At 42.8% G+C, this 18,037-nt stretch carries 17 protein-coding genes and 1 tRNA gene; 12 read left to right on the forward strand and 6 right to left on the reverse strand.

Annotation, left to right across the window (positions count from 1 at the left end):
- Positions 1-29: 29 nt before the first annotated feature.
- The 3 genes from FM019_RS17270 to FM019_RS17280 all read left to right on the forward strand — a co-directional run bounded on the left by FM019_RS17270 (position 30) and on the right by FM019_RS17280 (position 4,053).
- Positions 30-1,211 carry an acetyl-CoA C-acyltransferase gene (locus FM019_RS17270; protein ID WP_143837212.1) on the forward strand — a complete coding sequence of 394 codons (1,182 nt, stop codon included), beginning with the start codon at positions 30-32 and terminating at the stop codon, positions 1,209-1,211.
- Positions 1,212-1,236: 25 nt separating this feature from the next.
- Entirely contained in the window at positions 1,237-3,036 is a 1,800-nt protein-coding gene (locus FM019_RS17275; protein ID WP_143837213.1) for an acyl-CoA dehydrogenase C-terminal domain-containing protein, read from the forward strand.
- Positions 3,037-3,132: 96 nt separating this feature from the next.
- Complete coding sequence (locus tag FM019_RS17280; RefSeq protein ID WP_143837214.1) at positions 3,133-4,053, forward strand: alpha/beta fold hydrolase; 921 nt, start codon at positions 3,133-3,135, stop codon at positions 4,051-4,053.
- Positions 4,054-4,138: 85 nt separating this feature from the next.
- On the opposite strand, the gene FM019_RS17285 is transcribed toward FM019_RS17280, so the two are convergent.
- From FM019_RS17285 to FM019_RS17300, 4 genes are all read right to left on the reverse strand, one after another.
- Positions 4,139-4,534, reverse strand: coding sequence for a DUF3718 domain-containing protein (locus FM019_RS17285; RefSeq protein ID WP_143837215.1), 396 nt, complete (start codon positions 4,532-4,534; stop codon positions 4,139-4,141).
- A gap of 245 nt (positions 4,535-4,779) precedes the next feature.
- Positions 4,780-5,616 (reverse strand): spondin domain-containing protein, encoded by an 837-nt coding sequence (locus FM019_RS17290; protein ID WP_143837216.1) that lies wholly within the window; start codon positions 5,614-5,616, stop codon positions 4,780-4,782.
- Positions 5,617-6,011: 395 nt separating this feature from the next.
- Positions 6,012-6,407 carry a DUF3718 domain-containing protein gene (locus FM019_RS17295; RefSeq protein ID WP_143837217.1) on the reverse strand — a complete coding sequence of 132 codons (396 nt, stop codon included), beginning with the start codon at positions 6,405-6,407 and terminating at the stop codon, positions 6,012-6,014.
- 271 nt (positions 6,408-6,678) lie between these two features.
- Positions 6,679-7,581 (reverse strand): LysR family transcriptional regulator, encoded by a 903-nt coding sequence (locus FM019_RS17300; protein WP_143837218.1) that lies wholly within the window; start codon positions 7,579-7,581, stop codon positions 6,679-6,681.
- A 151-nt stretch (positions 7,582-7,732) separates the two neighbouring features.
- Here FM019_RS17300 and FM019_RS17305 point away from each other — a divergent pair, with 151 nt between their 5' ends.
- The 7 genes from FM019_RS17305 to FM019_RS17335 all read left to right on the forward strand — a co-directional run bounded on the left by FM019_RS17305 (position 7,733) and on the right by FM019_RS17335 (position 14,238).
- Positions 7,733-8,179 carry a MaoC family dehydratase gene (locus FM019_RS17305; protein ID WP_143837219.1) on the forward strand — a complete coding sequence of 149 codons (447 nt, stop codon included), beginning with the start codon at positions 7,733-7,735 and terminating at the stop codon, positions 8,177-8,179.
- A gap of 216 nt (positions 8,180-8,395) precedes the next feature.
- Positions 8,396-11,071: a TonB-dependent receptor plug domain-containing protein gene (locus FM019_RS17310; RefSeq protein ID WP_143837220.1), complete on the forward strand. Its 2,676-nt coding sequence runs from the start codon at positions 8,396-8,398 to the stop codon at positions 11,069-11,071.
- 157 nt (positions 11,072-11,228) lie between these two features.
- Positions 11,229-11,531, forward strand: coding sequence for a 4a-hydroxytetrahydrobiopterin dehydratase (locus FM019_RS17315; protein WP_143837221.1), 303 nt, complete (start codon positions 11,229-11,231; stop codon positions 11,529-11,531).
- A 195-nt stretch (positions 11,532-11,726) separates the two neighbouring features.
- Positions 11,727-11,803 (forward strand) — tRNA-Met (locus tag FM019_RS17320).
- 331 nt (positions 11,804-12,134) lie between these two features.
- Complete coding sequence (locus tag FM019_RS17325; RefSeq protein WP_143837222.1) at positions 12,135-12,974, forward strand: YHYH protein; 840 nt, start codon at positions 12,135-12,137, stop codon at positions 12,972-12,974.
- A gap of 48 nt (positions 12,975-13,022) precedes the next feature.
- A complete protein-coding gene (locus FM019_RS17330; RefSeq protein ID WP_143837223.1) occupies positions 13,023-13,613 on the forward strand; it encodes a toxin-antitoxin system YwqK family antitoxin in 591 nt (196 codons plus the stop codon).
- The gene (locus FM019_RS17335; protein WP_143837224.1) at positions 13,549-14,238 is read left to right on the forward strand and encodes an SCO family protein; all 690 of its coding nucleotides are present in this window, start codon (positions 13,549-13,551) and stop codon (positions 14,236-14,238) included. The genes FM019_RS17330 and FM019_RS17335 overlap by 65 nt, the downstream gene beginning before the upstream one ends.
- A gap of 45 nt (positions 14,239-14,283) precedes the next feature.
- On the opposite strand, the gene FM019_RS17340 is transcribed toward FM019_RS17335, so the two are convergent.
- Positions 14,284-15,177, reverse strand: a complete 894-nt coding sequence (locus tag FM019_RS17340) for a substrate-binding periplasmic protein (protein WP_185969330.1) — start codon at positions 15,175-15,177, stop codon at positions 14,284-14,286.
- 167 nt (positions 15,178-15,344) lie between these two features.
- Positions 15,345-16,166, reverse strand: a complete 822-nt coding sequence (locus FM019_RS17345; protein ID WP_185969331.1) for a GGDEF domain-containing protein — start codon at positions 16,164-16,166, stop codon at positions 15,345-15,347.
- Positions 16,167-16,779: 613 nt separating this feature from the next.
- Here FM019_RS17345 and FM019_RS17350 point away from each other — a divergent pair.
- A complete protein-coding gene (locus FM019_RS17350; protein WP_143837227.1) occupies positions 16,780-17,448 on the forward strand; it encodes a gamma-glutamylcyclotransferase in 669 nt (222 codons plus the stop codon).
- A gap of 339 nt (positions 17,449-17,787) precedes the next feature.
- A complete protein-coding gene (locus FM019_RS17355) occupies positions 17,788-18,027 on the forward strand; it encodes an RNA recognition motif domain-containing protein (protein WP_143837228.1) in 240 nt (79 codons plus the stop codon).
- Positions 18,028-18,037: the final 10 nt, after the last annotated feature.

Below are 18,037 nucleotides of genomic sequence, written 5' to 3' on the forward strand. Positions count from 1 at the left end.
CGAAAAAAGAATATCTTAAGGATTTAACTATGAAAGAAGCAGTCATTGTATCTACCGCTCGTACGCCAATTGGTCGAGCGTATCGAGGTGCGTTTAATAATTTAGAGGCACCTAGTCTTGCTGGTCATGCGATCAGCGCAGCGGTTGCCAAAGCAGGCATCGACCCAGCTTCCGTCGATGATGTGATCTTGGGCAGTGCGCTGACTCAAGGCTCTGGCGGTATGAATATAGGCCGCTTGGGGGCATTAGCGGGGGGACTACCCGTAACAGTGTCTGGCATGACCCTAGACCGTCAATGCAGTTCAGGCATGTACGCGATTGCCACCGCCGCTAAACACATCATTACCGACAATGTACCGGTGATGGTTGCAGGAGGTTTAGATTCCATCAGTTTGGTGCAAAACGACAAAATGAATACGTTTCGGATGGTGGATAAAGCACTAGTAGCCAAACACAAAGACATTTATATGCCGATGCTGCAAACCGCAGAAGTGGTTGCTAATCGTTACGGTATTAGCCGAGATGAGCAAGATGAATACGGTTATCAGAGCCAAATGCGTACCGCGGCTGCTCAGCAAGCGGGCAAGTTTGATGATGAGATTGTGCCGGTTACGGCGACCAAAGTGGTGGTTAACAAAGAAACCAAAGAGCAAAGCTTAGAAGAAGTGACGCTAACAAAAGATGAAGGTAATCGTGCGGAAACGACACTTGAAGGCTTGCAAGGGTTGAAGCCCGTAATCGAAGGTGGATGTATCACCGCAGGTAATGCCAGCCAGCTTTCAGACGGTGCTTCGGCCAGTGTAATGATGGACAGCAAGCTGGCTGAACAGCAAAACCTTACTCCTCTAGGCGTCTATCGCGGTATTGCTGTGGCCGGTTGTGAACCAGATGAGATGGGTATCGGGCCCATTTTTGCCGTGCCAAAGTTGCTAAAACAACATGGTTTGAAAATCGAAGATATCGGCTTGTGGGAACTGAATGAAGCGTTTGCAGTTCAGGTGCTTTACTGTCAGAAAAAACTGGGCATTCCAGCAGAACTCATGAACGTAAATGGTGGCGCAATCTCTATTGGACACCCATATGGTATGAGTGGTGCGCGAATGGTAGGTCATGCACTTATCGAAGGAAAACGTCGCGGCGCAAAATATGTCGTGTGCACGATGTGCATCGGTGGTGGCATGGGTGCTGCCGGATTATTCGAAGTATATTAAGACATAAGAAAGGTAGTAACGAATTATGCAAAATTTTAAATCTCCAGTGCGTGACACCTTATTTGTCATGAACGAATTACTTGGTTTCGAAAAGCATTATGAGCAATTGGGCTTTGACGATGCGTCGCCAGATATGGTCGAGGCTATTTGTCAGGAAGCGGCAAAATTTACCGACAATGTGCTTGCGCCTATTAATGCAGCGGGTGACGAAATCGGTTGCAAGTGGGAAGATGGTGTGGTGACAACACCGCCAGGTTTCAAAGAAGCATACCAAACCTACGTTGAAGGTGGGTGGCCGTCTATGACCCATCCACAAGAGTTTGGTGGGCAGGGGCTTCCTTACTCTCTACAATCATCTATTGCAGAATGGTTTTCGGGAGCAAACCACTCGTGGGCGATGTATCCAGGCTTGAGTCAGGGCTGTATCGCAACGATTTTAGCCCACGGTACTGATGAACAAAAACAACGTTTTTTACCTTCATTGATTGAAGGCAGTTGGACGGGAACCATGTGTTTGACAGAGTCGCATTGTGGCTCAGATTTAGGCATGTTAAAAACCAAGGCAGAGCCTAATGATGATGGCACCTATAGCGTTACAGGGACAAAAATTTTCATCTCTGCTGGGGAACATGATTTTTCCGATAATATTGTTCACATCGTTTTAGCGCGTTTACCCGATGCACCAGAGGGAACTCGCGGCATATCCTTGTTTGTTATCCCTAAATTTAATGTCAATGAAGACGGTTCGGTTGGTGAGCGAAACGGTGTTAATTGTGGCTCTATCGAACACAAGATGGGGATCAAAGCTAGCGCGACCTGTGTGATCAATTTTGATGGCGCTAAAGCATATTTAATTGGTCAGCCAAATCGCGGGTTGAACTGTATGTTTACCTTCATGAACTCTGCACGTATTGGTACCGGGCTTGAAGGGCTAGCCGGCACCGAAGCTGCCTTCCAAGGCGCGCTTGCCTACGCCAAAGATCGTTTGCAGTTCCGTTCTACAAAAGGCCCAGTTAACCCTGATGGTCCAGCCGATCCAATTATTGTCCACCCTGATGTGCGCCGTATGTTGTTAACGCAAAAAGCGTTCCGTGAAGGGAATCGTGCGTTAGCAATTTATTGCATGCAGATGGTTGACAACACACTGTATAGCGACGACGAGCAGGTAAAACAGTTAGCAGAGTCTAAACTTGCGCTTCTCACGCCAATTGTTAAAGCATTTTTGACTGAAACCGCCCAAGAAACCACAAGCTATGGCATGCAGGTTTATGGCGGGCACGGCTACATTAAAGAATGGGGAATGGAGCAACTTGCCCGTGATACCCGGATCTGTACTATGTATGAAGGGACAACGGGTATACAGGCCATTGATTTATTGGGCCGTAAAATTATGGGCTCAAACGGCGAATTACTGAAAGTTTTCGTCAAAGAGGTGCAAGAATATTGCATGAGCGTACGGGACAAAGCGCAATTTAATGCATGGTCCAATGCCATTGAAACGCACATTGACGAGTGGGTGCAAATGACCCAAGAAATCGGTAAACGTGCCGCACAGAACCCGGATGAAGTAGGGGCCGCTTCGGTCGATTATTTGATGTACTCAGGTTATATTATCGTTGGCTACATGTGGTTAAAGATGGCCGTCGTGGCGCAGCAAAAACTGGATGCAGGCTCATCAGAAACAGCATTTTATCAAGCTAAATTGCAAACTGCTGGATTTTACTTTGACCGTCTATTGACTCGCACTCGTTCATTAGTGTCTTCAATAGAAACGGGTTCAGATAATCTTATGAGTATGCCAGAGGAGCACTTTCTGGTCGGTTAATGCTATATGTAATTAACTGAAAGCGGGTGTGATGAGCATCCGCTTTTTTGTTTCTATTATTAATATTACCTTGTAGCCACCAAAGGAAATCGACCCATGCAGAGCAAACAAATACAGATTGATGATTGTTATTTGCATTATATTGAATATCAGCAATGCAATGACCCTTTGGGCACTATGGTGTTCTTGCATGGATTTCCAGAAAATTGGCGAACTTGGCGAAAACAAATCGAACATTTTAGTCATCGGTATCGCGTCATCGCGCCAGATTTACCCGGATACAACAATTCTTCTAAACCTACCCAGTTAGCTTTTTATGATATTTCCAACCTCATTAGAGTAATGAGCCGGTTTATTGAATTTGTCGGTGATGGTCAACAGGTCATACTTTGTGCTCATGATTGGGGTGGGGCTATTGCTTGGCCTATGGTTGCCTTTCATGAGCCGCTATTTAGTCACTTGATCATTCTCAACGCTGCGCACCCTAGTACTTTCACTCGGGAGATGATCCACAACCCACTGCAAAGGAAAAAGAGCGAGTATATACACCAACTAATTGCTGAGGATGGTATTGAACAGGTTAGCAAGGACGATTTTGCGTTTTTGGTTAAAATGTTTTTGGATGACCAAGGACAATCGGTGCTGACCGAGGCAGAATTGTTTGAAAATCGGCAAAGTTGGTCAATTCCTGGTGTTTTACCAAGTATGCTGAACTATTACAAAGCGATGCCACAGCTAGCGCCAAAATCGTCAACTGAAAACACGTCAGGCCCTGTTACAGACTTACAAGCTATGAAAATTCCCAACATAAGAGTGAATGTCAAAACGCTTGTTTTGTGGGGAGACAATGACCTGGCATTTGTGCCTGAACTTTTAGACGGATTAAACGAATATGTTCTGGAGCTTGTTATTCGGCATTTACGCGAGGGAAACCATTGGATCCATCATCAATTTTCCGATCGCGTCAACGAAGAGATCGAAAACTTTTTGACCCCACAACGAAAAACAGCCTCATAAGAGGCTGTTTCCCGAGGACGTAGACAGCGCCTGTCTACTTACCATGTTGAACTAGTGTTCGTGTATTGGTTCCTTTGAATAACGCTTAGATACGGTCGTTGATTACAGCTGTGATAGGGTTACCGTCTAGGCCGTTTTCAGATATCCACGCTTGAAGCGTTTTACCGTCTTGCTCAGGAGACTTAAGGTCACCTTTAGGCATTTTCTTCACTAAAAGTGTGCCAGTTTCTACTGCGTTATTTAACATAGCCGTGCGGATAAGGCTGTTGCCTCCACACGACACACCTGAATAGTAATCTTTAAGTTTCAATCTGTAGTCAGATTGTACTTTTTTCATTTTCTTACGTAACTCGCCTTTGTCATCTGTCTTAACTATCGTACAGATGTTTTGTAGTGCACCGTTGATGTCTGCTTGAGCAGGACCGGCAAGTAATAAAGAAGTAGCTGCGATGGCGATAGAAGTTTTAACAATTTTCAACATGGTTAAATTCCTCAAAAAGTTTTAATTAATGGTTAATGTTTCTACGAGATTCATTAAAGCGGATTGAGGGAAAGTTTAAAATCTGAAGGTTGATACTTGGGTATGCGAAATCATAACTAATAGTAACTGATTTAGCGGTGTGGAAACAAAAAGCAGTTAATTTACAATGATATAGGCTAAAATGTGTCGGCGTGTAGAAAAAGCGATTTTCCGCAATAATAAGCGAAAAATCGCTTTGAAGCATTTTAGTTTAGATGGACTTTACGTCGTCTCGCGGCCAAACCTAAGCCAAGAACACCCGCCAAAAATAACGAAGCAATCGCTGGCTCTGGAATTTGTTCAATGGTGATTGTGGCAACGTTGAAGCTTGCTGGATCTGACAGGAAATCAATAAGATTGGCGTCGAGCACTTGACCGTTGGCTAGTGTAATCCCTGCAAACGAAGCTAAAGATTCAGCGGCTCGAATAACACCTAGGGCGTCAGCGGGACTGTCAGTCGGGGTGTTACCAGGTATAAAGGGCGCGGCTGTAGTATCTAGACCCTCAGTGCCTGCATCCCAAAGATCTGCTCCCGTAACATTGATAACTTGGTTGCCCAAGAAGTAACCTGCGGCATCAAATAGCTGTAGGGCATTGTCCCTGCCAAAAAAGGTGTCATTTGAGGGTAGGATCATAGACAGAAATGTAAAGTATTGGTTACTTACAGTATCAGTGATGTTGAATTCTCTGTAGCCTGATTCACCAGGGAATAAAGGACGCATGCCACCTGTTGGAAATACTACACCTCCAACGGAACCTGGATCGACCATTAACCTTTCACTTGCCAAGGTTGAAGCGCCACCAAGTTCAGCGAGCTGTTCAAGTCCGGCTGAAGCCGTTCCACCCACATCAAATGCGTCAAAAGCTGCACTGTGAAATGCTGAATATAGTGGCGTAAAACTGAGTCCGCCGACGGAAGCATTATTTTCTACCGTGACCCGGATAATGGCAGCTTGAGACGCGCTCGAAAAGACAAATAGCATTAGAAGTATCGTCCTAAAAAGTGCTTTTGGCACTCTGAACACTGGTGTCGAGAAATTCATATTTATATCCTTGTTTAAACGTTAAAGGGTAGGAACAAATAACCGTGCTTTATATTAATTGATCGCAGAGTATTTTGTGTCGCCAAAATAAGCATAATATAGCGATACAAAGGTTAAAAATGCCGGAACGGCTAGAACGAATAAATGAGTCAAAATTCTGTGGTGTAGTGATGTTTATTTGATGATTAATTCATTAAAAACAGATGCTTATCGAAATTTATAACGATTTTATAACATTTTTATAACGGACGTTTAAATGGACATTTAAGAAGAGGTTTTAACCAGCATAACGAAAAACAGCCTCAAAAGAGGCTGTTTCCCGAGGACGTAGACAGCGCCTGTCTACTTACCATGTTGAACTGGTGTTCGCGTATTGGTTCCTGAGATCGTTCTACTTAGATACGGTCGTTAATTACAGCAGTGATAGGGTTGCTGTCTAAGCCGTTTTCAGCAATCCACGCTTGAAGCGTTTTACCGTCTTGCTCAGGAGACTTAAGGTCACCTTTAGGCATTTTTTTAACAAGTAGTGTGCCAGTTTCAACGGCGTTATTTAGCATGGCAGTGCGGATCAAGCTGTTGCCGCCGCATGTCACACCAGAGTAATAATCTTTCAATTTCAATCTAAAGTCAGACTGGACCTTCTTCATTTTTTTACGCAGCTCGCCTTTGTCATCTGTCTTAACGATGGTACAGATGTTTTGTAGTGCACTATTGATGTCTGCATGAGCAGGACCGGCAAGTAATAAAGAAGTAGCGGCGATGGCGATAGAAGTTTTAACAATTTTCAACATGGTTAAATTCCTCGAGTAGTTTTAGTTAGTGGTTAATGTTTCAACGAGACTCATTAAAGCCGATGTAGAAAAACTTTAAAATCTGAGGGGTGATACTTAGGTATGTTAAGTTATAACTATAAAGGTTGTTTTCTGGCTTTTCAGTTGATTTAACTTATATAAAACAGAGGGTTGAATATTTCTGTTGTACAGTACAGAATGAGAGGAAACGTTTGAAATTTGCACAAAAATGCTGGAGACAACCCTATAGTTGACTCCAGGATTGAGCAAATCAGTGAGGATTGAATGACTTGCACACCTCAAAAATTTGGTCGCGCATCCAAATGTGTGCATGGTCGTGATCAGCACTTACGTGCCAATACAGGAAATACTCCACTGACGGCACATTAAAAGGCATTTCGTAGATAGAGAGGTCGTAATGCTTGGCTAAATGATAGGGTATGCACGCTATCAAATCTGTTTTAACAATGGTACTTGGTACGGTCAAGAAGTGTTGCCCGCGCATTACAATTTTTCTTCTTTTACCTATTTTGTCCAAGGCGATATCTATAGGGCCTGCGCCACTTCTTCTATGTGAAACATTGATTTGCCCCAATCGCAAAAACGTTTCCAAATCGATTCCTTGCTTTAAATCAGGATGGTTTTTACGGGCCATAACTACAAAGCGGTCCTCAGCGATTTTTTGTTTACAAAGATGAGGGTCGGTAAATGTCGATGCATCAGCATAAAAGTCTAAACTGCCGCTGGCCATTGCAGAAACAACAGAATTGCGAGCAATTTCGTAATTTGTCACGGTGATTCTAGGAGAGCGAGATTGCAGATTTGCCAACAAACGTGGCATTACACTGGCCTCTAATAAATCCCGGGTCGCAAAATGAAAACTTTTTTCGGCAGTCGTGGGTTCAAAGGTGTGACTGTCTTGTACACTTTTGCGCAATAAAGACAAAGCGTCTCGTGCCGGCCCAATAATATTTTGTGCGACTGGCGTTGGGGTCATGCTATGTCCCGTGCGAACAAACAGTGGGTCATTGAGCATTTCTCGAAGCCTTGCAAGTGAATTGCTTACAGCTGGTTGGGTGATGCAAAGCACATCTGCCGCTTTGGTTAAACTTCCCGCTGTATAAATCGCATCGAAAACTGCAAACAAATTTAAGTCAATTCGGTTTAGATTCATAAAGTTCTCTATAAGTGTTGAAGCTCAAACTTCATATTTTACCATTAAATATCATGATAGATTATTATACATAACATTCATTTCGTTAATAGTACTTGGGTTGCTAAGATTTAAAAAAATGTTAAAAAATGTGTATGTAAAAGAGGGCATCATGGCTAAAACATTGACTGAGTTAAATGAAGGTGATTCGCTGGGCGTTACCCAATGGGTAAAAATCGACCAGCCTATGATTAATGCTTTCGCTGATGCAACCGGGGATCATCAATGGATCCATGTTGATGAAGCCCGCTGTGCAACACAAAGTCCCTTCAAAATGCCCATTGCCCACGGGTTATTGTCTACTTCATTGATGCCAAAAGTGTTTTATGAGCTTATTTCACTGGATTCAACAAAACAGACACTACTAAATTACGGCATGGATACCCTTAGGTTTTTAGAGCCTGTCAGAGTGAATGACCGTATTCGTTATCATGTGGCGCTGGAAGCTAAAGAACAAAAACAATCAGGCGTTTTATATCGTTTTAACTGCCAAGTTGAGATCGATGGCCGAGAAAAACCAGCCATGGTCGGTAAGTTTCTTATGCTGTTGGTGTCTTAGTGCCTACCTTAAGACTGGTTGGTCCATCTTAAAAATAAATGTTCACATATAAATAACATTATATTTACATCTGTGAGTTCTCCTCCTACCATTTGAGTCGTGGTCTTGCGTGAGCTTGACCCATACTAAAAAACTAAAATGTATCAAAAGCCTATGTCACTTTTTGGGAAGGTAATCCACAAATAGGACGTTTGCCAATTGAACAGGGGAAACACAATGAAGATTAAGACAAGAGTGAGTGCGATTGCGGCAATCGTCTCAGCGCAATTTCTTGCAGTACCAAATTTCGCCCTCGCCCAAGAACAACAAACTGATAATAGCGACGTAGAACTGATCATGGTGACAGGGAGTTTTGTACGTCGTTCTGAAAATTTCGAGTCACCCTCGCCTTTGGCTGTTGTCGACAGCGTTGCAATCGATGCGATCGGTGCAAAAAATATTGGCGATATCACTCAAACACTCACAATTAATACAGGAGCGGAAAACTCCCCGGATGCCTTTACGCAAAATGCCACTGCGGGTACATCCAATATTAACTTACGTGGTTTGGGGGTGGCATCAACACTCGTGCTACTCAACAATAAAAGGCAAGTCGTCAACGCTCAACCTAATAATGGCGGGGTTAACTTTGTCGATACAAGTTCTTTAGTTCCCATGATCGCAATTGGTCGAATGGAAGTGGTTAAAGACGGTGCTTCTGCATTATACGGTTCTGATGCGGTTGCAGGCGTCGTAAACTTTATTACTAAACAAAACTATGACGGTGCCCAGGTTTCTTTGGATTACCAAGATGGCGCCCATGGCGACAACAAAGAATATGTCGTGCAAGGGTTATGGGGTGCTTCTGGTGATGACGGTAGTGTAATGGCTGCGATTAGTTATACCAATCGAAGCCCAATGTTTACGTCAGATCGCAGGCTTAGCCGTCCTCAAGATGACACAAGTTCGTTAGGTAACCCTGGATCATTCTTTATAGGTGCCACACCTTTTATTGATCCAACTGGATGTGCAGAGTTTGGAGGATTCCCAACACTCCTCGCACCATCAGGTACGGTACCTGGGCTTGAGATTGGATTTTGTGGATTTGATTTTGGTAACACCTATTCCTTTGTCCCCGATGAATCGCGAGTTAATGCGTACTTTAAAGGCACTCGTGAATTGACAGACGATATCCAATGGATAACTGAAGTAAGCTATGCAAGAAACCGAGCAGAGCGGGGCGGTTCACCGACTTTCCCAATTCTAACTTTCCCAACCGTACCTGCTAGCCATCCAAGCAATGTATTTGGCCAGGACGTATCTTTCTTTGGCCGGGCAATTGGTAATGGCGGCGAAGGTGATCCCGCTAACACCGAATCCGATACAATGCGATTCATGACCATGTTAACAGGTGAGCTCGACGATGGTTTCTGGGAAGTGAGTTATACAGCTGCACGAAACGATTTCTTGTTTACCGTTAATGATACGCTTGCGCAAGAATTTCAAAATGCATTGCGTGGATTGGGCGGCGTAGGTTGTGATCCGGTAACAGGCACACCAGGGGAAGGAGCTTGTGAATACTTCAACCCGTTTGCTACTTCATTTACAACATTACCTAATAGCCAAAGTGTCATAGACTCATTCACTGCACGTGAAGAGATAGACTCAGTATCAAACCTTGAAGTGGTCGAAGCCTTTATGTCCACAGAAGTCTTTGAAATGGACGGTGGCGCCGCTGGGTTGGCATTTGGCGCTCAGTACCGTTATCAAGATTTGACCCAAGATTACGACGCGCTGGCGAACCAAGATAGATTCGCTTTCGTTATCGGCAACCCTGATATCTACGGAGAGCAAGACGTATATGCGCTATTTGCTGAATTGGCGATGCCAGTGTCTGATAACTTGGATATTCAAATAGCTCTGCGCTATGAAGATTACGGCGGTACAACTGGCGATACAGTTGATCCAAAATTGGCCTTGTCTTACAGAGCGACTGAGGACTTCTCGATAAGAGCATCTATCTCTACTTCATTCCGCGCCCCTTCTATTTTCCAACGAGACGGTGGGGCAACTAGTTTGAATCAAATGGTTGATCCTTTGACGGGTTCTGCAGCCTTTGCAGCGGCAAGAGCATCTGGAAATGAAGACTTAGTGCCTGAAGAATCCACCGCTTATAACCTCGGGTTTTCCTTGGAGCCAGTGGATGATTGGTCCGTTGAAGTAGATTATTGGAATTTCGAATTTGAAGATTTGATCATTCAAGAAAGCTTCCAGGCAATCCTAAACGCGGATCCACAAAACCCTGAACGTGTCGTTCGTGCCGGTGATCCGTTGAATGGTCCTTTGTTGCAAGTCAACGTGACATACGTTAACGCAAGCTCACTGGAGACATCAGGATTAGATCTAGTTAGCAGCTACAAAATTGATACGGAAGCTGGAACATTTACGCCTAGCATTAGCGCTACCTATATCCTCGATTATGATTTGGTTGACCCACAAGCAGGGGCAATTGACGGTGCCGGTTCGCGTAACTTTAATAATATCGGTGTTTCCACACCTGAAATGCGCTTCAACCTTGGCCTCAATTGGAAATCTGAACATCATTCTGCCAATTTGTTCGTGAGATATATTGATAGTTACGATGATGATCAGAACTGTGCTGACGGCTCGACTTTCTCAGCGGCTTGTACATTGGGCTTTAAAGAAGTCGATAGCCATGTGACTGTAGATGCGCAATACAATATCGACTTAGGTGCGATCTTTGAAACTGACTCGGCATACGTATTGACATTGGGTGGAACCAACTTGACGGATGAAGATCCACCTCAAGTATTCACTAATAGTGGGTTTGACTCCAAAGTACATGACCCAAGAGGTCGTCAAATCTATGCTAGGCTCGCGATTGAGTTTTAATTAATTCTTATCGTTAGTACCACAATCCCCGGCTGGTCCGGGGATTTTTTTGTAAAGAAGGACTGCCAGCAATCAAACTAGCTATTTAACTTCTTTGCTTTTCTTTGCGCATGTTTTTATCGACACTAAGAACATACTCACCTTAAGGAAAATTCCCGTGGCAGAAAAATATTCAGAACAACAGATCATGGATGCGCTTCTTGAACTCAATGAAGGCAAGGAAGACGCTCAAAAATGGCAACTAACTGGCAATAAACTGGTCAAAACCTTTAAGTTTAAAAGCTTTATTCGCGCCTTTGGCTGGATGTCGCAAATTGCGATCTGGGCGGAGAAACTCAACCATCACCCAGAGTGGTTTAATGTTTACAACCGAGTTGAAGTTGAACTGACGACTCACGATGTAGATGGTCTGAGTGATTTAGATTTTAAACTTGCAAACAAAATGGATTTGTTTAGCTAGAGATACTCGAACGTCGCATCAAAAAGTGTCTAAAGTCGAAGGATTGTACACTTGTTGACCGTTTAGTCAGCACTATTACAGTTTTATTGCATTTTTTTACGAAAGCGCCTTGCGCCGACAACTTTGCTATGTATAATACGCACCACTTGAGAGGGCAGCAGCAGAACACGCCACCCAATCAATACCGATTTCAGACGCGGGATGGAGCAGTCTGGTAGCTCGTCGGGCTCATAACCCGAAGGTCGTAGGTTCAAATCCTGCTCCCGCAACCACATTAAAAGCCTCAGCATTTGCTGGGGCTTTTTTGTATCTGTTTATCACGAAACCGCTATGTTTGTTGTGTTTGGGCTCGGGGTGTTCAAATCGTGCAAATTTCCTTATTTAGCAGCATTAATGCGGCATCAATTTTCAGTAGTCTGAATTCACTTCATTTTTATTTTCGTTACAAAATCACTCTTCTAATTACCTTTCGCAATAAATTTATATTCTCAATACCAACGCATCTATACATGTTCCTTATTGTTTGCACATTTGAGTTCCATCAAACGCTTATACTGCAAAAAAGAAGTCAGAATACATTTTTAGTCTAGAAGGTCCATCAAGATGAAGAATCAAATTTTATTGCTAAAAACTGCAGCACTTACCGCTGTATTTTTCTTGGCCGCCTGTAACGGAAGTTCTTCGGAATCGGGTGAGGTAGCAGAGGTTGACAATGGCGGTTCCGGTACGAGCAATTGCAATAATCCTGCAAGCCAACTTTCAAGTGCGTTTTTGGAGTTTGTAGCGGCACCAAACGTTACCGCAGTTTTATCTGAGGATGGTTGTTCAGTTACTTTGGAATCAGATGGCAAACCCGATCACACATCATCTTATTGGGACTCTGGTAATGCAAGTGGCCTGTATGTAGAACCAGAAGATGCAGACTTGTTTAACCAACAACGATCCCCGGGAGACATCGAGGACTATGTCAATGTGTTTGAATTAACCGTTCCGGTAGAGCCACAATTGGCAAGTTCGCCATCAGCAACCCCGTTAGGGCCCATTGGTATTGCTATCAGCGGCACACCAATATTCAATGATTCCGAAGGAAATGGTGATGTGTCGCTTGGCGTTCTTCAAGGTTTTGATCGCAATGGAGCACATACAGGGCCGCAAACTTACCACTATCACATGGAACCCAAAGCGATTTCTTATGACGATGACAAGTTGGTCGGGATCATGTCTGACGGCTTCTTTGTTTTTGGGCGCAGATGTTATGCTGTCGGCGATTATCCTACCGACCTTGACGCATCAAACGGTCATTCAACTGTAACGCTGTATACCAATTCTGGAGAAGAAGACGCAGAGTATCATTACCATATATCCAACGAGCAGTACTTAAATGGGGAGAACTATTTAATTTTTCCAGGAAATTTCCAAGGTATGCCAAATGGAGTTAATTAGGGTTTGGTCTTCAAAGAGTTAAGCAAACGCGGCGTTAACCTCATTCTCATGAGCGCAATATTGACCTCCTGTTTGATGGCTTTGGTGCCTGCGTTTAGCTTTGAAAAAATTGTCGATACGACACAAATAGACACCAATAATCGTGGCGAACGCATATACAAAGGTCAGTTGTTTACAGGCGAAGTGTGGGCGTATTACCCAAATGGGAATTTGAAATCTACAGAACAATTCGACCGTGGCAGGCGAGAAGGGTATTCGAGAAAGTGGTTTCCAGATGGGGTACTAGCGTTTGAATCTTATCATGTGGCTGGTACACGAGAAGGCTTTGTTCGGAGCTGGTGGTTTAACGGAAACCCTAGGTCAGAGACGTTTTATGTGAAGGGCAAGGCAGAGGGAACTGGCTGGAGCTGGTATCGAAATGGCAACAAGTTTAAACAGTTTAATTTCGTTAATGGGCAGCCTAGTGGTCTGCAAAAAGCGTGGCGTGAAAATGGTAAACTATTTAGTAACTTTGAATATAAAAATGGGCGTATTTATGGACTTAGGAAAGCAAACAATTGCGTTGGCTTGGAGGATGAAGTTATCTCCGTGGGCTACTACAAAAAACAATCAGAAAATCTACCGTTCAATACTGATTAGACTGGTTACTGCTTCATTGTTCTTATTGGTTCCACTGGCAAGTGCGTCAAATGATTTGCCGTACTACAATGATGAAGCCTTTTCTCCAATATGGCTGGCGCCAAATAGCCCGGAGTTAAGCAATTTTCATCGAATTCCAGAGTTTAGTTTCACTGATCAAAATGGCGACACAGTCACACAAGAAACGTTTGAAGGCAAAATCTATGTAGCCGGTTTCTTTTTCTCAACCTGTCCAGGAATTTGCCCATCGGTACGGTCAAAGTTGAAAAAGGTCCAAGCTGCATTTATTGACGACCCGAATGTGAAAATCGTCCAGCATTCGATTCGACCCACTACCGATACGATAGAGGTGTTGCAAACTTACGCAAAACAGAATGAGATTGATGGTGATAAATGGTACTTGTTGACTGGAGACAAGAAAAAGATTTATGACTTGGCAAAAAGTGCGTATTTTGCGAGTGAAGATTTAGGGAATATTCAAAATACCAATGATTTCCTGCACACTGAAAGCTTGTTGCTTATTGATCAAAATAGGCATATTCGCGGCATATACAACGGTTTGAATTCAGCGTCAGTGGATTACTTAATTGCCGATATAAAAGCGCTGAATAGCGAAAACATGTAGCTAGCACATTTAAGACAGGTCAGTGTTGCCGTGGCCAAAGGCTATCTATTTAGCACAATCACATTCTTTGAGTAGCGGTTCATGAGGTATAAATACCGGGAACTCAGAATGTTCAAGCGTGATGATATGACGGTTTTGGATTTTTGCCTTCAGTACCGAATCGCGGTGATACTTATCTAGCAAATCCTGCAGCTGTCCATTAATGCTCATAGCATGTAATCCTGAATTCAAACGTTGAAATATTCTAGGCTCTTTTGGACTTACGAACATAAAGCTCACAGAAGGAATGTAAAGCGCTATATCAGGCACGACAACTAAACCATCACTAACAGCTTGATATCGCTTCAACTCGTCGTAGACTTCATTCAGTGCACGAGGCACAAAATCAAAACGACCTCGTTCAAGCATTTTTAGCATCGTAGCGTAGTTAGGAGAATCTACAATATCAAAACCATTTTCTTGCATAATTTTGTAGGTCGACCAATTCGGACTTAGACCAACTTTGAATGGTTTTAATTCTTCAAGACTTTTGATATTTGAAAAATTCTTCTCTTGACCCTTTTTTACTACCAGTAGCCTAAAAGCATCAATGCCTCTGCGCAGAGGGACTCGCACTACCAATGCCTTTTGTTCGAATTCTTCACGGGTATGAGCGAAAGTCAAAGTCAGATTTTCACCTTTCTCTAACTCACGAAATGCCCTGGAAATATTCATTCTTTGGGAATTTTCTACTATTTCATATTCACCATACGTTTCTTTGGTGATTTCTAAGGCAAGTTTAACTAACTCATTTTTGAAAAAGATTCTATTGTCTTGTGGCGATTCACCCACATTCACTATGACGATGTCTTTTGCATTAACTAGCGACGGTATTGATGCAATCATTAGCAAACTGATATATGCAAAAAAACACAAGGGTTTCGTTAATTCTTTTTCCAATCTGAACATGGCATAAAATTTCCGTGAAATGAGCTTCTGACTACAGTACGTTAAAGTGATTCTTGTTTCCTTGATAATAACTCCTAAAACAACACCATACTCCAATCATGAGAGGAAATTGTGTAGTTGAATGGTTTTCGCTTCGCACTTGAAGACATTCAATTACTTTAATCCTGGTGAATCGTTGTATTGCGCCCACTTTCTTTTGCGCAATATAAACGTTTGTCAGCCAGTTCAAAAAGCTCACTTTCCGTATTGGAGCTGTTTGGGCTTAGGGTAGCTACGCCCAGGCTGACGGTGACATTCAGACTCTGCTGCTTATATTTAATGGGCTCGTTGCTCACTGATACCCTAAGTCGCTCAGCTAGATGAACGATTTCTTCATGATTAGTAGCAGATATAATCACTGCAAACTCTTCCCCTCCAATTCTCGCTACCACATCAGAGACTCGCCGACACACACGCTTTATCGTTTCAGCAACCTGCTGAATGACTAAGTCGCCTGCTAAATGCCCATACTGGTCATTAATGCGCTTAAAGTAGTCAATATCAATTAGCATTAAACTAATTTTTCCATTAGTCCGGGATTGAAGGGCCCAGTTTTCTTTTAGGATATGATCAAATGAGCGTCGATTGGCGATCATTGTTAGACTATCCTGTTGATTGAGCTTTTCCAACTCAATTTGCTGAGTCGTCAATAAGGTATATTCATGGTTTAACCCGCGACTCAATAACAGCATGTATGTGCCATATAACACTAACAATATTGCTTCCATGAAACGGCCATCAGCAATTAACAATAGTGTAAAAAAAGGCGGTAAAATTGTTGTTAACACATAGGCTAAAGAGACATCTGGACGAGGAGAAAAATTGACGATTCCGCCACTTAGCACACCAAATACACTCAGTAATAAAAACAAAAAGAGTGGTTCAAACAATGGGTGCAGCAGTGAAACAGATAAAAGGGAGCTTAGCAGCATCGTAGGCATAATTGCGTTGAAATATATTAGGCAAGTCCAGAGCCTAGCGTTGACACTATTTGATTTGCTAGTAAAGAGAAAAGTTAAAAAACGAACTAACCCGAAACATAGAAATGCGCACAAAATACTGTAAAAAAGCAATGGCACCTGTTCATAAAAATTAGTCCCTATGCCAATGACGGCCCAAATTGCGGTATATACGTAGGTACCATTTTTTGACCGTTTTTCGAGATCTCGATTTCTGCGTGTGTGCAAATTTACTGTCATTTAGAGCAACTTTTTAGATAAACGGATGACACCTGGTATGCCGGTATAGTTAACCCAAACTCGTTGTGCTACTGAGCAAGTATTAGCCCTTGTAATAATTTGAGAAATGCGCACAACTAAATGCGAGTCTTGAGCTGTGTTTAATCCCATGGAATACGCACTCAGGATGCAGTAAATTCGTTTTAATTCTGCGCGACAAGCTCTGTAGTTGGGGACATTTAACTAGTATAGACAAATTGTGTTAAGTTGTTTTTCTTAAAGGTTGATTTTAGTTTTAACACGAAAGTTTTGGCGTCATTAACTCACAACTTATCGCCTGCAAATTTTAAGTATTTAACTCAGGTATGCACGAACATTGAACAGCAAAAATTCACATCCTAACTGGAAGCAAGCAAACAATTTTTTGTTAGGCTATGGCTCGTTACTGAGTGCTGATAGTCGATTGCAATTTAGCGATAATCCTCATCCAGCTATTTGTGTCAGGGTCAAAGGCTTTCAACGTGGTTGGATTACTCGTGCATTTCACGAGCATCAAACCTATGTAGGTGTGGTGCCTTCCCAAAATAGTGAAATTAATGCTCATTGTGTACCAATTACGATCAACCCGTCATTGCAGCAAAGGGAACAAGATTACCGTTTTGTTGAAGTCGAACATCAGCAAGTGCTTCCAAATGGTTGTCGGAATTCCGAGCTATGGCATCACGTTGAGCATCCCAGAGCAAAATTGTGGATATGCGAGTCGCTGAAAAACTACCCAGCAAGTGATGAATTTCCCATTCATCAGTCCTATGTGGATACCTGTTTGTCAGGCTGCCTCAATCACTATCAACAAGATAAAGAAATCCATCATGACGGAGTAGCAGAGGCACGCCGATTTATAACCACTACGGCAGGGTGGCAGTGCTTGTTGAACGACCGTGATAGCGTAAAATATCCCAGAGCCGGCAAACTATCGTCTCAAGAGCAAGGGATTATAGATGAGCTGCTGAATGAGTTCGGGTATAAGTCTATAGGTCAGAGCTAATTAACCCCAATCCCGGATAGGCAACGCCTGTAAGCACCGCTATTTATCCCCCTATCATCGTTGTTCATTATGCGTTTAGAGCGACTAGACAACATAATTCTCGCCTTGATAAGGGAATAAATCACGGCACTTACCTATAAAAAACCAATATCAAAAAGATGATAACTTCTATGTCATTAATAAAGCTTTAAAAACAAAGCTATTCCGACATTTCTTATCCAGAATTGGGGTTAATTATAATATCCTGAGCAAAGCAAAAGTGAGTTGAGTGATTTACCTTGGTCTTAAGGCGATTACTTGAGATACTCTTTTTTTAATTCACAAATTTTTTGGAAGCCAGTGAACATATTAGTCAGAAAACTAGCCCGCACGACCACCGAGGATAGCCTTCGGGATATATTTTTAAAATTTGGTGAGGTTGAAAGTTGCGACCTAGTTCTCGACAGCGTGACAGGTAAATCCAAAGGCTTTGGTTTCGTTGTGATGCCCAACGAAGCAGAAGCCATGGCAGCAATTAACAAGCTTAACCTGTCAATGTTGGATAATCACGCTATCCGCGTGAAAATCGCAGATAGCTAGTCTGCGATTA

The organism is Aliiglaciecola sp. M165 (assembly GCF_007197995.1).
Taxonomy (GTDB): domain Bacteria; phylum Pseudomonadota; class Gammaproteobacteria; order Enterobacterales; family Alteromonadaceae; genus Aliiglaciecola.